Source organism: Amycolatopsis sp. CB00013 (assembly GCF_001905755.1).
Taxonomy (GTDB): domain Bacteria; phylum Actinomycetota; class Actinomycetes; order Mycobacteriales; family Pseudonocardiaceae; genus Amycolatopsis; species Amycolatopsis japonica.
Genome location: NZ_LIWC01000001.1, coordinates 1,639,605 through 1,652,753, shown reverse-complemented (window position 1 = coordinate 1,652,753; position 13,149 = coordinate 1,639,605). Strand labels below are relative to the sequence as shown.

Sequence of the window (13,149 nt, the reverse complement as noted above, 5' to 3'; positions counted from 1 at the left end):
GGAGAGCGAAATGAAGATCCTCGTAGCGGCGGCCAGCCGCCACGGTGGGACCTGGGAGATCGCGGAGGAGATCGGCCGCGCCCTCGCTTCGGAGTTGCGCGGACACGCCACTGTGCGGGTGTCGCGGGCCGAGGATGTCACGACGGTCGACGAGTTCGACGTCGTTCTGGTGGGCAGTGGCGTCTATCTGGGGCAATGGCTCGAGGCGGCCAGAGACGTCGTCGGCGACCACGCCGAGGCCCTCAGGGCCAAGAAGGTGTGGCTCTTCTCCAGCGGCCCGGTGGGGACGCCGCCGAAGCCCGCGGAGGATCCCGTGGATGTGGCCGGGCTGATGGTGTCGTCCGGGGCACGCGGGCACGTGGTGTTCCCGGGCCGGATCGACCGGAGTCTGCTGCGGTTCGCCGAACGAGCGGTCGTGACGGCGCTCCGGGTCAAGGACGGTGACCACCGGGATTGGCCGGCGGTGCGGGCTTGGGCGGGCGAAGTCGCCGCCGCCTTGACGCCTGCTCGGACGAGAGAGGTGAGTGGCCATGTCGAGCGTGGCTGAAGGCGCGGTGGTCGTGGGAATCGACGGCTCGGGGTCCGCCCGGCGGGCCGCGGTGTGGGCGGCAGGTGAGGCGGCCAAGAGGGGAAAGCGGCTCCGGCTGGTCCACGTGTACGTCGTTCCTCCGGTGCGGATGCCCGGGGTGGTGCCGTCGGCCGAGGCGATCCGGTCCGCGTTCGAGGCGCAGGGGGCGCGATGGCTCGCGGAGGCCTGTGATGCGGTGGCCGAGCGCTATCCGGACCTGGTCGTCGAGACCGCGGCACGGGAATGGGCTCCGGTGGCGGCGCTGATCCAGGAGTCGCACGCGGGGACCATGATCGTGCTGGGCTCTCGCGGGCTGGGTGGGTTCACCGGCCTGCTGGTCGGATCGACCGCGGTGGCGTTGGCGCAGCACGGTCATTGCCCGGTCGTCGTCGCGAGAGGGAAACGCCCGGAAGACGCTCCACCGGAGGCCGGCCCCGTCGTCGTGGGCACGGATGGTTCCGAGTCGAGTGACGCCGCGTTGGCCTTCGCCTTTGACGAAGCGTCGCTCCGTGGCACGGATCTGATCGTCGTCCGGGTGTGGAACGAGGTCACCGAGCACGAGTCGGCTCTGACAGTGAATCCGGACGCGGTCGAATCCTCGGAGCGGCGAGCGGCCGATGAGCAGCTGGCGCCATGGCTGGCCAAGTTCCCGGACTTGACCGTGGAGACGGTGATCGCCCGGGGCCGCCCGGTCCGTGCCCTGCTCGGTTTCGGCGAGCGCGCCCAGCTGCTCGTGGTCGGATCGCGGGGCCGCGGCGGGTTCCAGGGGATGTTGCTCGGCTCGACGAGCCAGGCCCTCGTCGCGCACTCGGACTGCCCGGTGGCCGTCGTCCGTCCGGCTCTGACCGGCCGAGAAAGCGAGTGAGGAGCATGCGAGCACGGGATTTGATGTCGGCGCCGGTCGTCACGGTGACGCCCGGCACCACGGCCAAGCACGCGGCCGAGCTCTTGGCGGAGAACGGATTCACCGCGTTGCCGGTGGTCGACGAGGACGAGCGGCTGATCGGCATCGTGACCGAGGCGGACCTCATCAGGAACCGGTTCCCGCACGACGTCCGCTCGGGCTCGGAGCACGAGGCACGGCCGAGGCCGGGGTTGACCGTCGCCCAGGTGATGACGACGCCCGCCACGGGGATGAGCACGGGCGCGGACGCCGCCGATGTCGGCAGGGCTCTGCTCGACGGACGTATCCGCGCGATGCCCATTGTGGACGGTGCCAAGGTGGTCGGAATCCTCACGCGAGGCGACTTCGTGCGTGCCTTCGCCCGCTCCGACGAGGCGATCGCGGCGGACGTCCGCCATCACCTGGCGATCTACGGCGGCCCGGGCCGGTGGACGGTCGAAGCGCGCGACGGTGTCGTGCGGATCGGCGACGCCTACGACAACGACACCGATCGTCACGTCGCCAAGCTGCTGGCCGAGGCGGTTCCCGGTGTCGTGGAAGCGAAAGTGACCTACCAGGAGGACGAACGATGAACACGACGGACCGGAAGATCGTCGTCGGGGTGGACGGGACCGAGCCGGGAAGGGCGGCCGTGCGGTGGGCCGCCGCCGTCGCCGAGGAACGACTGCTGAAGATGCTCATCGTGCACGCTCTGCGCGTCGACAAGCTGGCTTACGGAGCCGGGTTGGCGGGCCCCACCCCGTGGTACGACGTCCTCGCCGAGGAAGGCAAGCGGGTTCTGGAAGAGGCTGTCGCGCAGGCGCATTCGGTGGCGCCCGGCGTCGAGGTGGACACGCGGATGCCGGCGGACTCGCCGGTGCCCACCTTGATCGACGCGTCGAAGTCGGCGGCGATGGTGGTCGTCGGCGGCACCGGGAAGGGCTTCTTCGGGGAGATGACGATCGGTTCGACCGCGTCGGCGGTCGTCGCGCACGCTCATTGCCCCGTGGTGGTCATGCGGGGCCGGAAGAACACCACCGCGTATCCGGCGGAGGGGCCGATCGTGGTGGGGCTCGACGGCAGCCCGCTGAGTGAGCGTGCCCTGGAGATCGGCTTCGAAGAGGCCGCGTGGCGGAAGGCCGGTCTCGTCGTGGTCCACGCGTGGCGGGACGTCACCTACGACGACGCATACGGGATGGCGAGGCTCGTCGTGCAGTGGGAGTCGATCGAGGAAGAGGAACGTCGGCTGCTGGCGCAGCGTCTCGCGGGCTGGCAGGAGAAGTATCCGGACGTCAAGGTCGAGCGGGTCCTCGTGGAGGACCGGCCGCGGCACGCGCTGCTGGAGTGGAGTGCCAAGGCGCAGCTGGTGGTCGTGGGCAGCCGGGGGCGTGGCGGATTCACCGGGCAGTTGCTCGGTTCGACCAGCCAGGCGCTCGCGCACCACGCGGAATGCCCGGTGATGGTGGTCCGGCCGGAGAAGTCGCGGTGACCGTTCTCGGCGCACCTGCCGCTCCGGCGGTCCTGACTTCGGGCGAGTTGTCCCAAGTGGACGCTCAGTGGCGGGCGGCGAACTATCTCGCCGCCTGCCAGATCTACCTGATGGACAACCCGCTGCTGGAGACTCCGCTCCAGCCCGAGCACGTGAAGCCGCGCCTGCTCGGTCACTGGGGTACGTCTCCGGGGCTGAACTTCGTCTACGTCCACCTCAACCGGGCCATCGTGCGGCGGAACCTGAACGCCATGTTCGTGACCGGACCCGGCCACGGCGGTCCGGCGCTGTACGCGAACACGTGGCTCGAAGGCAGCTACTCGGAGGCGTGGCCGGAGGTCTCCTACGACAAGAGCGGCCTGCGAACACTGTTCCGGCAATTCTCCTTCCCCGGTGGGGTGCCCAGTCACGTCGCGCCGCAGGTGCCGGGGTCGATCCACGAAGGTGGCGAACTCGGTTACTCCCTCGCGCATGCCTACGGGGCCGCGTTCGACAACCCGCACCTCGTCGTCGGTTGCGTCGTCGGCGACGGCGAGGCGGAAACCGGCCCGCTGGCCACGAGCTGGCATTCGGGGAAGTTCCTCAATCCCGCTCACGACGGTGCGGTGCTGCCGATCCTGCATCTGAACGGCCACAAGATCGCCAACCCGACCGTGCTGTCGCGGATCAGCGGCACCGAGCTCGACGAATTGCTGCGCGGTTACGGGTATGCCCCGCGGTACGTCGAAGGCGACGATCCTGCGGTCATGCACCAGGCGATGGCCGCGGCATTGGACGGCGCGCTGGACGAGATCGACGGGATCCAGGTGCGGGCCCGCGCCGCGGCCGGGCCGGCGGGGCAGGTGACCTGGCCGATGATCGTGTTGCGCAGCCCCAAAGGCTGGACCGGTCCGTCCCTTGTGGACGATAAGCGGGTCGAGGGCAGCTGGCGCTCGCATCAGGTGCCGATCCCCGACGCGCGCGGAAACGCGGAGCACCGGAGGCAACTGGAGGAATGGCTGCGCTCCTACCGGCCCGAACTGCTTTTCGACGAAGAAGGCAGGCCGACGTCCGAGGTCACCGCGCTGATCCCGCGGGGCGACCTCCGGATGGGTTCGTCACCGCACGCCAACGGGGGCCTCGTCTTGCGGCCGCTGAGGTTGCCGGAGGTGTCGGCGCACGCCATCCCGCTCGTCCGCCCGGGCGGCGCGGTCGCCGAACCGACGCGCGTGCTCGGGCGCTGGCTGCGGGATGTGTTCGCGCTGAACCGCAAGGCGGCGAACTTCCGGTTGTTCGGCCCGGACGAGACCGCTTCCAACCGCCTCGATGCGGTGTTCGACGTGACCGGAAAGACTTGGCTGTGCGGGATCGAACCCGTCGACGAACATCTCGCCGCGGACGGCCGGGTCATGGAGATCCTGTCGGAACACCTTTGCCAGGGCTGGCTCGAAGGCTATCTGCTGTCCGGCAGACACGGCCTCTTCTCCTGCTACGAGGCGTTCGTGCACATCGTCGACTCGATGCTCAACCAGCACGTCAAATGGCTCAAGGTGCACCGGGAGATCCCATGGCGGCGGCCGGTCGCGTCCCTGACCTACCTGCTGACCTCGCACGTCTGGCGGCAGGACCACAACGGCTTCTCCCACCAGGACCCGGGATTCGTCGACCATGTCGCCAACAAGAGCCCGGAAGTGGTCCGGGTCTATCTTCCCCCGGACGCGAACACCCTGCTCTGGGTCGCCGAGCACTGCCTGCGCAGCCGGGACTACGTCAACGTGATCGTGGCGGGAAAGAACGACAGCCCTGTCTGGCTCGACGGCGAGGAGGCGGCCGTGCACTGCGCACGCGGTGCCGGGATCTGGGAGTGGGCGGGTACCCATCCGGACTCCGAACCCGACGTCGTCCTCGCCTGTGCCGGCGACGCGCCCACGGTCGAGGTGCTCGCGGCGGCCAAGATCCTCCGGGAGTACCTGCCCGAACTCGCGGTCCGGGTGGTGAACGTGGTCGACCTCATGCGCCTGCAGCCCGCCGCGGAACACCCTCACGGGATGACCGATCGCGAATTCGACGCCCTGTTCACCACCGACCGGCCGGTGATCTTCGCCTACCACGGCTATCCCTGGCTGATCCACCGGCTGGCCTACCGGCGAGCGAACCACGACGACCTCCACGTGCGCGGCTACATCGAGCACGGCACCACCACGACACCGTTCGACATGCTGGTGCGCAACAACATGGACCGCTTCCAGCTCGTGACCGATGTGATCGACCGGGTGCCCGGACTGCTCGCCCGTGCGGGTGCCGTCCGGCAGCTGATGACGGACGCGCATGTACGGCATCGCAGGTGGATCGTCGAGCACGGCGAGGATCTTCCCGAGGTCCGCGATTGGACGTGGGAAGCATGACGGATCGGCAAAGGAAGGAAGTACGGATATGACAACTCTGGTACCCGGTTCCCGGATGACCCTGCCGAGTATCGCGGCTTGGCTGGAGAACCCGTGGCCGTTCGCCGAGCACAACCCGGTGCGCATCGAGGAGTCCGTCGAGGACGGCAAGTACCTCGTCCGGGCCGAGCTTCCCGGATTCGACCCGGAAAAGAACATCTCGGTCACCGCGCACGAGGGGCTGCTGACGATCACCGCCGAGCGCGAGGCCAAGACCTCGGAGCACGGTCGCAGTGAGTTCTACTACGGCAAGTTCAGCCGGACCGTCTCCCTGCCCTCCGGTGCGCAGACGGCGAAGATCACCGCGGGCTACAAGGACGGAATCCTGGAAATCTCCATGCCGGTCGAGGACAAACCGCACGAGAAGCAGGTCAAGATCCAGGTCGGCAAGGGCTGACCATCCCCGGCCGGGCGGGCGCGCGACCCCCAGGGCGCGCCCGCCCGGCGAATTCGTGCCCGAAGGGAGTCTTCATGCGTGTACTGACGTTGAATCCCGGCTCTTCGAGCTTGAAATCGTCCTTGGTCGTCGACGGCACGCCGGTCGGGTGGGCGGCGACGGACCTCGACGACGCGGAACGGGCTCTCGACAGGTGGTCCACAGTGGACGCCGTGGGCATCAGGTTCGTGCACGGCGGGTCCCGGACCGGTCCGGTCCGGCTCGCGCCGGACGTCGTGGACGCGCTCGAGAACCTCAACCCGTTCGCGCCGCTTCACCAGCCGCAGGCGGTCCGCCTCGCCCGGGAGGTCTTCCGGTCGCGCCCCGGGTTGCCGGTGACCGCGTCCTTCGACACGTCCTTCCACTCACGTCTCCCCGAAGAGGCCTCGAGATACCCGCTGCCCAGGGAATGGACGAGACAAGGACGCTTGCGGCGCTACGGTTTTCATGGACTTTCGTGCCGCCACGCGGCGCGTCGTGTGCCAGAACTGCTCGACACCGAGGAGCCGCGGTTCCTGTGCTGCCACCTCGGCGCCGGTGTCTCGGTGACCGCGATCCGCGGTGACCGGAGCCTGGACACGAGTATGGGTTTCACCCCGTTGGAAGGGCCGGCGATGGCTACGAGGTCCGGTTCGCTGGATCCGGGACTCGTGCTGCACGTCATGCGAACAGCGCCGATGTCGGTCGAGGAGATGGAAGACGCGCTGTACCACCGCTCCGGTCTCGCCGGGATGAGCGGCACCGACGGCGACCTTCGTTCCGTACTGACGCGGGAAGCGGCCGGGGACACTGACTCGGCGACGGCCGTCGCCGTCTACCTGCACCGGATCCGCCGCGAGATCGGCGCGATGGCGGCAAGCCTCGACCGGCTCGACGCCGTGGTGTTCACCGGTGGTGTCACCGAGCATCAACCGGAGCTGCTCGCGCGACTGGCAGACGGGCTGGGCGTCTTCGGGATCTTGGTGGATCCGGCGCGGTGTCTCGGGGACGGCGACCGGGTGATCAGTCCGAACGATGCGCCGGTGACCGTCTTCGCCATGGGAACGGGGGAGGACGTCGAACTGGCGCGGGACGCCGAAACGGTTCTGTCGTTGGAACGCGTCTAGCTGTCGCGAAAGCCACTTTCGCGACGTCTCTGACGTCCCGAAAGTGGCTTTTCCGACACGATCGCCGACTACCGGAAGCGCCGGCGGTGCGTTCCGAGCACAAGCGCCGCACCGGTCGTCATCGTGATCATGCCACCCAGCGCGAGCCAGATGACCCCCACGCCGGTGGTGGCCAAGCCGGACGGGTGCGGGGCCGCGGGGCGAGGCACCGTCGACGGCGGGCCCGGTAGGTGAACCTGCCGACCGCCCGGCGGCGGCGCGGGATCCGGGTCGGGCCGGTATGGGCCGGGAACGACGAAGTAGAGGTGGCGATAGGGATTGCCGCCGGGGCCGTTCTCCCCGTCACGGATGACGAACTCCGGGTCGGAGTACACCATCGTCCATGGCCCTACGATCCCGAAGTCGTACAGATCGGCGGGCACGTTCCGGAAGGTGAAGCCGCCGTTGTCGCCGGTCACGGCTCGAGCGACGACTGCGCCGGTCACCTGGTTCCGGAGATAGACCTTCACTCCGGGAAGCGGATCGCTGTAGGGAAGGCCGAGCTGCGGCTTCCACAGGAAGCGTCCCAGATAGCCGTCGACCCGCGGGGCCATGCCGCCGGGGATCCTCGCCGTCGCACTCACGGACGGTGGCCCATTGACGAAGGGCGGCGCCCCGATGGCACACGTGACGCGCAGATGGCCCACCGCGGCGGCCTCGTCCGTGATCCGCACCGTCATGGTGCGGATCCGCTTCGCGCCGGCCGGGACGGTCACGCCCGGCCCGTCCGGGGACAGATCCCCGGTCTCGAGGTTGCCCGACCCGGTGGCCCAGCAGTTCGCGGTCGTGTTCTTGAGCACCGCCACGCCATTGTTGGAAAGCGTCACCCTTAGCTGCGCGACGTCGTTCTTCCGGTACGTCTTCCGCGTGAACGCCATCGACACGGACAGCCATTTGGCTGCCGAAGCCGTACCTCGGATCACGACGTCGGGATCGGCGACGCCGTCCACCTCGACGTTCGGCCCCACGAAATACCACTCGGCGCTCTCGAGAATCGTCCAGTAGCCGCCCGCAGGCAAGTCCTGGAAGGCGAAACGGCCCTGGCTGTCGGTGGTCGTCGCGCGGCTGACGTTCGGGGTACCGCCCGAGGTGAGCACTTTGATCCCGGGCAGCGCCTCACCGGGGTCCATCGTCCCGTTTCCATCGCGGTCGCCGTAGACCGTTCCGCGGTAGCTGCCGCTGAGGTGGGTGACCGGGACGGAAGCGGTGGCGCTGTTGTCGGCGGGATCGGCGTCCACTTCGTCGCCGAGCAGAGCCGCTGTGACGGTGAGGGTCACCGGGCCGGACGTGGTGGTCACATAACCGTCGGCGTTTCCGACCACGGTCTGCCCCGGTTCGATCGGCACCCCGGGCGGGGTCAACGGGGTCCACCAGGTCGTGGACAGGTTACCGGTGGACCTCACGATCACGCGGCTCGCGGGCGCCGTACCCGTGTTGGTGACCCTGGCGTGCACGACGATCCGCTGGGTGGAGAGGTAGGAAGGCTGGTCGAACCACACCGTCAGCTTCAGATTCGGCAGGTCCGGAGCAGCGGGCCGTGAGGTCACCGTCGTCGATGTGGTCCGGGAGCTCGGCGGGGTGGGTTTCGTCGCGCTCGGCCGGGACGCGGTCGATGTGGCCTTCGGCGGAACCGGTGCGGACTGCGATGGTGACGGCGTGATCTTCACGGAAGTCGCCGGTGCGGCCGACGTCGGGGAGGGGGTGGTTTCGCCCGCGAAGGCGGGTCCCGCCGATGCGGTGAGACAGAGTGCGATGGACGAGAAAAGTGCCGCGGAAGACCTGGGTCTTCGTGACATGTTCGGACACCTCGATTCTTCTGCGCCGTGCTCGGGGATGGTCAGGGCGTATGGCGAATCACGAAGCCGTCGGGCTGAAACGGTGAACCGTCTGCGTCGACACCAGGACGACAGGGCACGTCGCGTGCCTGACGCAGGCCATGGCGACGCTGCCGAAGACGAGCCTGCCGACAGCGCTCTTCGTGCCGGTGCCCAGGACGAGCAGGTCCGCCTCACGCGCCGCCGCAAGCAGTTCCGACGTCGGGTTACCTTGCCGCAGCGAGGTTTTCACCTCGACGTCCACTTGAAGCTCGGCGTGGATCCGGGCGACCGCCTCGTCGAGCGAATAGTTCTGCCTCACCGGAACCCTGCCGTGCGGTTGGAGCGCAAAGGACGTACCGGGGAGCATTTCCTCCCGTGGCAGAACCATGAGGACCTCGACCTCGTCGCCGGCCGCGGCCGCTTCGGTGATGGCCCATCGGATCGCATGTTCGCTCACGGCCGAGCCGTCGGCGCCCACGAGAAGGTGGCGGGTGTTGTCGGGACTGCTGTTCATGGTCGTTTCCTTTGCGCGGAAGGTCCGGCACGGAGAAGGTCCTGCCAGGTGATGACTCCGATGACGCGACCGTGTTCGAGGACAGGGACGGATCGGAGCCGGCGCTCCAGCATCTTCGCCGTCAGGTCGGTCAGGTCGCCGTCGGGATGGGCGCCGGCCACCGGTCGCCGCATCAGCGCGCTCACTTTGGTGTGACCGCTGAGCATGACCCCGCTGTCCGGGTCGCTGCCGGCGAGGTAGCGCGCCCGGAGCAGGTCTTCCTCGACCAGTAGGCCGAGCAATTCGCCGGTGTCGCCGACGACCGGCAACGAGGTGATTCCCCGGCCGGTCAGTACGGCGATCGCCTCGCCGATGGTGGCCGCGGGTGTCACCGCGATGACCGGGGTGGTCATGACATCACGTACTCGCATGAAGCCAGTGTCGATCCGGCGAACAGGCCTGGAATACGGCTGGAGGTCCCGGTCGGCCGGGACCGTCGCCTCTCTTGCCGTGCGGCGTCGCCGGGTGACGCTGGCGACGACACGTTCCCGGCGAGCCGCAGTGGAGGTCCAGGTCATGAACACGTCGTCTCGCTGGTCGCGAGCTAGGCACACGGTCCATCCCGGGCGGAACCCGCTCGCCCGCCGCGAAGATCGCATCGAAGCGTTCACGGTGCTTCTCGCGGTCGCCCTCGTGGTCCTCGCCCTGCCGGTCGCCGCAGCGGTCGCTTCCGGGGTGTTCGCGGCCCGCGCCGAGCAGGCGGCGACCGAGCAGGCCACCAGGTACCGCGCGGAAGCGACCCTTCTCGAAGACGGCGCGCCCATCGCCATCGGAGGCCGGTCGGGTGTCGTCGACGACACCTCGCCTGCCAAAGCGACGTGGGTCACTCGTGACGGGGACAGCCGAGCCGGCGAGGTCCAGGCGACGCGGGGGAGCCGAGCCGGCGCGAAGGTCCCGGTCTGGCTCGACGAGTCGGGGAACCCGGTCGCCGCGCCTCTCACCGGTCTCGACGCCCGCCTCCTCGGTGTCGGGACGGGAGTCGGCCTTTGGCTCGCCTTCATCGTGATCGTGCTGGCCGGTTACGGCTGTGGTCGGATGCTGCTCGACAGGGCTCGATGGGCGCGATGGCAGGAGGAATGGCGCGAGTTCGCGTCGCACTAGCGGTGCCGGAGTGCGCCGGATTCAGGATCGCGTCAGACGGAGGCGCAGAGAGCAGGCGTGGCCGGGTGGCGTTGGCAGTGTCTCTTGAAGTACGTGAAGGACCCCTTCACTGCGCTAGATGATTGATTCCGTGAAGCTGGTGTGAGGCCGGCAGGGCTCATGCGTGGCGGTCTCTCGTGCTGGAACGGACGACACGCGTGACGGAACGGACGACACGCGTGTTCCGTGGGACGGCACCGAGTCTCTCGCTCACACCCTCGTATCCGACATCCCGCCCGCTTCACGGAATCAATCCGCTGGACGCCGTGAAGGGTCCTTCACGGCACAGCGACCCGAACCGCCACTCACGACTAGCGGTGCCGAAGGTCCCGGCACACCGGGCCCACGGCCACTGCCGTCCTCGTTCGCGACGCGAGACGCTGGGATCGTCGAAAGGCAGGTGCAGCAGGATGTTCCTCACTCGTTCGCCGGTCGTCGCGGAGGCGCTGCGTGCCGCGGTGCGCGCGCCGTCACCGCACAACTCCCAGCCGTGGATCTTCGAGCTGGCGCCGGACACGATCGACGTCGTGCTCGACGAAAGCCGGATCCTCGGCGCCTGCGATCCGGAGGCGCGTGAGGCGCGGCTGTCCTGTGGCGCGGCGTTGCTGAACCTGCGGCTCGCCATCGCCGCCGCGGGCCGGATCAGCGAAGTCGAGCTGACGCCCGAACGCGACAGGCCCGCCCTGCTGGCACGGGTCACGCTTGGTCCCCACCACCGTCCCACCGCGAGCGAACGACGTCTCGCCGCCGCGATTCCCCGGCGATACAGCAATCGCCGCCCCTTCACGGACGAGCCGGTGCCACTCCGCGTACGGACCGCCGTGCGGGAGGCGGCCCGCGAGGAGGGCGCACGTCTGGTCCTGCTCGACGAGGCCGGTCTGCTGGAGGCGACCGCGGGACTCATCCGCCGCGCCGATCACGTCCAGGCCCTGGACGCGGCCTTCCAGCGAGAACTCCGGGCATGGACCCGGCGAGGCGCCGAGGACGACGGTGTTCCCGTCTACGCGGGCGGCCCTCGCTCAGCGGGCGGGCTGCTGCCTGGGCGGTACGTCAAGGAGGACGGTGCTCCCCGCGTCTTCGAGCAGGACCCGGTGGTCGCGGTGTTGACCATGCCGAACGACGCGCCGATGTCCCAGGTCCGCGCGGGGTGCGCGATGCAGAGGGTCCTGCTCACCGCCACGGACGCCGGACTGAGTGCTTCGTTCTACTCCCAGCCGATCGAGATCACCGCCGTACGCGCCGAACTGCGTGATCTGCTGGGTGGCTCCGGCCATCCCCAGACCGTCTTCAGGCTCGGTTACGGCTCTCCGGGTGTGAAGACACCGCGCCGCCCGATCGAAGCGGTCGCCCGCGACAGGATCGAGGAGGAACGGCCATGACGACTTCGGCCACCGGAGTCCGGGTGCATGCCTGGTCGACGGAGGAGAAGCGGATCATCGTGGCGGCCGCACGACAGGTCCCGAAGCGATGGATCGACGACGTCTGGACGCTGTCGGTCCACGAGGACTCGCTCGACTTGTACGAACGGCTCGCGAACAACCACTGGGTGCGGGACCGGGGTGGGCGTACGCGGCTGATCGTCTGCGGGGCGGTACTGGCGAATCTCGAATGTGCGATCAGGATGCTGGGCTGGGCGCCGCTCACCGACCTGAGTTGCGACGTCCTCGCCATGGATCGGGTCGCCAGGCTCACGGCGCGGCGTCGGACCCGCCCCGTGGCGGCCGATTTCGCCCGTTTCGCCGCGCTGTCCGGGCGGCGGACCAAGCCGGCTCCGTCCTCGGTGTCGGCGTGGGGACGAGACGTCGCCGAGGCGACCGAGGGCGGCGGCATCCGGGTCCGGATGCTCACGCCGTCTGATGTCCGTGATCTGCCCAAGGTGGGCAGGCAGGTCGCCAGGAAGGTGACTCCGGAAGCCTCCTGGACGGCCTTCCTCGTCACCACCGTGACCGAAAGCCGTGAACAGCTCGTCCGGTCTGGCGCGGTCGCGCAGCGATTGTTGCTCGCGGCCACCGAGTACGGCCTGGAGGGTACCGCTTTCACTGAGCCTTTCGACGCTCCCGCCATCCGCGGAGCGCTCGCCGCCATCGACGGTGTCCCCGGATTCCCGCAGATGGTCGTCGTGGTCGAAGAACCTCGGAAAACACCGGCACAGAAGGGAAGAACGTCATGACGGACAGTGCGACGGAGAACCGGATCGTCGTCGGTATGGACGGTTCGGCGGGTTCTGCCGCGGCAGTGCGCTGGGCGGCCGACCAAGCGGTCAGGCAGGGCGCCGCCTTGCAGGTGGTCACCGTGTGGGTCCACGACGAGATGCTGGACGACGCGTCGGCCGACCGGACCGTGGCGGAGGCGAGAGACGTCCACTTGAAGGCACTGGAAGCCGCTACCGCCAAAGTCCTCGATGCCCATGAAGGGCTCGACATCACCTACGACGTCCCCCAGGGGGATCCCGGCGAAACGCTGGTCGAGCGGTCGAAAGGTGCCGCGCTCCTCGTGCTGGGCAGCCATGGCACGGGCAAGATCCGTGAACTGCTGGTCGGCTCGGTGTGCAAGACGGCACTACGGCACGCGACCTGCCCGGTGGTGGTGATCCCGCCGCCCGCCGCGGCACCGGAAGGCAGGCTCGGCCGGCTGCTGAATTCCGTTGCCTACGAGCCCGGTCCGATTCTCTGAGCAAAGCCGGAAACAGGAGACA

General features: G+C 68.9%; 14 protein-coding genes. 11 read left to right on the top strand and 3 right to left on the bottom strand.

Annotated features, from left to right (window positions below; genetic code table 11):
- Positions 1 to 10: 10 nt before the first annotated feature.
- The 7 genes from AMK34_RS07420 to AMK34_RS07390 all read left to right on the top strand — a co-directional run bounded on the left by AMK34_RS07420 (position 11) and on the right by AMK34_RS07390 (position 6,905).
- Entirely contained in the window at positions 11 to 547 is a 537-nt protein-coding gene (locus tag AMK34_RS07420) for a flavodoxin domain-containing protein (protein WP_073843857.1), read from the top strand.
- Entirely contained in the window at positions 531 to 1,433 is a 903-nt protein-coding gene (locus tag AMK34_RS07415; RefSeq protein WP_073843855.1) for a universal stress protein, read from the top strand. Before AMK34_RS07420 ends, AMK34_RS07415 begins: the two co-directional genes overlap by 17 nt.
- A 5-nt stretch (positions 1,434 to 1,438) precedes the next feature.
- Positions 1,439 to 2,044: a CBS domain-containing protein gene (locus AMK34_RS07410; RefSeq protein ID WP_073843853.1), complete on the top strand. Its 606-nt coding sequence runs from the start codon at positions 1,439 to 1,441 to the stop codon at positions 2,042 to 2,044.
- The gene (locus AMK34_RS07405; protein WP_073843851.1) at positions 2,041 to 2,940 is read left to right on the top strand and encodes a universal stress protein; all 900 of its coding nucleotides are present in this window, start codon (positions 2,041 to 2,043) and stop codon (positions 2,938 to 2,940) included. The genes AMK34_RS07410 and AMK34_RS07405 overlap by 4 nt, the downstream gene beginning before the upstream one ends.
- Positions 2,901 to 5,324, top strand: coding sequence for a phosphoketolase family protein (locus AMK34_RS07400; protein ID WP_073843849.1), 2,424 nt, complete (start codon positions 2,901 to 2,903; stop codon positions 5,322 to 5,324). The genes AMK34_RS07405 and AMK34_RS07400 overlap by 40 nt, the downstream gene beginning before the upstream one ends.
- 28 nt (positions 5,325 to 5,352) lie before the next feature.
- On the top strand, positions 5,353 to 5,760 hold the full coding sequence (locus AMK34_RS07395; RefSeq protein WP_073843847.1) for an Hsp20/alpha crystallin family protein: 408 nt from the start codon (positions 5,353 to 5,355) through the stop codon (positions 5,758 to 5,760).
- A 74-nt stretch (positions 5,761 to 5,834) separates the two neighbouring features.
- Complete coding sequence (locus AMK34_RS07390) at positions 5,835 to 6,905, top strand: acetate/propionate family kinase (protein ID WP_073843845.1); 1,071 nt, start codon at positions 5,835 to 5,837, stop codon at positions 6,903 to 6,905.
- 68 nt (positions 6,906 to 6,973) lie between these two features.
- On the opposite strand, the gene AMK34_RS07385 is transcribed toward AMK34_RS07390, so the two are convergent.
- The 3 genes from AMK34_RS07385 to AMK34_RS07375 all read right to left on the bottom strand — a co-directional run bounded on the left by AMK34_RS07385 (position 6,974) and on the right by AMK34_RS07375 (position 9,685).
- Positions 6,974 to 8,491: an SdrD B-like domain-containing protein gene (locus AMK34_RS07385; protein ID WP_073843843.1), complete on the bottom strand. Its 1,518-nt coding sequence runs from the start codon at positions 8,489 to 8,491 to the stop codon at positions 6,974 to 6,976.
- Between the two features lie 307 nt (positions 8,492 to 8,798).
- The gene (locus tag AMK34_RS07380; RefSeq protein ID WP_073843841.1) at positions 8,799 to 9,275 is read right to left on the bottom strand and encodes a universal stress protein; all 477 of its coding nucleotides are present in this window, start codon (positions 9,273 to 9,275) and stop codon (positions 8,799 to 8,801) included.
- Positions 9,272 to 9,685, bottom strand: coding sequence for a CBS domain-containing protein (locus AMK34_RS07375; protein ID WP_241832705.1), 414 nt, complete (start codon positions 9,683 to 9,685; stop codon positions 9,272 to 9,274). The genes AMK34_RS07380 and AMK34_RS07375 overlap by 4 nt, the downstream gene beginning before the upstream one ends.
- A gap of 145 nt (positions 9,686 to 9,830) precedes the next feature.
- On the opposite strand from AMK34_RS07375, the gene AMK34_RS07370 reads away from it, so the two are divergent.
- From AMK34_RS07370 to AMK34_RS07355, 4 genes are all read left to right on the top strand, one after another.
- Positions 9,831 to 10,415 (top strand): Rv1733c family protein, encoded by a 585-nt coding sequence (locus AMK34_RS07370; protein ID WP_073844650.1) that lies wholly within the window; start codon positions 9,831 to 9,833, stop codon positions 10,413 to 10,415.
- A gap of 449 nt (positions 10,416 to 10,864) precedes the next feature.
- A complete protein-coding gene (locus tag AMK34_RS07365) occupies positions 10,865 to 11,833 on the top strand; it encodes an Acg family FMN-binding oxidoreductase (RefSeq protein WP_073843837.1) in 969 nt (322 codons plus the stop codon).
- Positions 11,830 to 12,624, top strand: a complete 795-nt coding sequence (locus AMK34_RS07360) for a hypothetical protein (RefSeq protein ID WP_073843835.1) — start codon at positions 11,830 to 11,832, stop codon at positions 12,622 to 12,624. Before AMK34_RS07365 ends, AMK34_RS07360 begins: the two co-directional genes overlap by 4 nt.
- On the top strand, positions 12,621 to 13,127 hold the full coding sequence (locus tag AMK34_RS07355) for a universal stress protein (protein WP_016334956.1): 507 nt from the start codon (positions 12,621 to 12,623) through the stop codon (positions 13,125 to 13,127). The genes AMK34_RS07360 and AMK34_RS07355 overlap by 4 nt, the downstream gene beginning before the upstream one ends.
- Positions 13,128 to 13,149 lie beyond the last annotated feature (22 nt).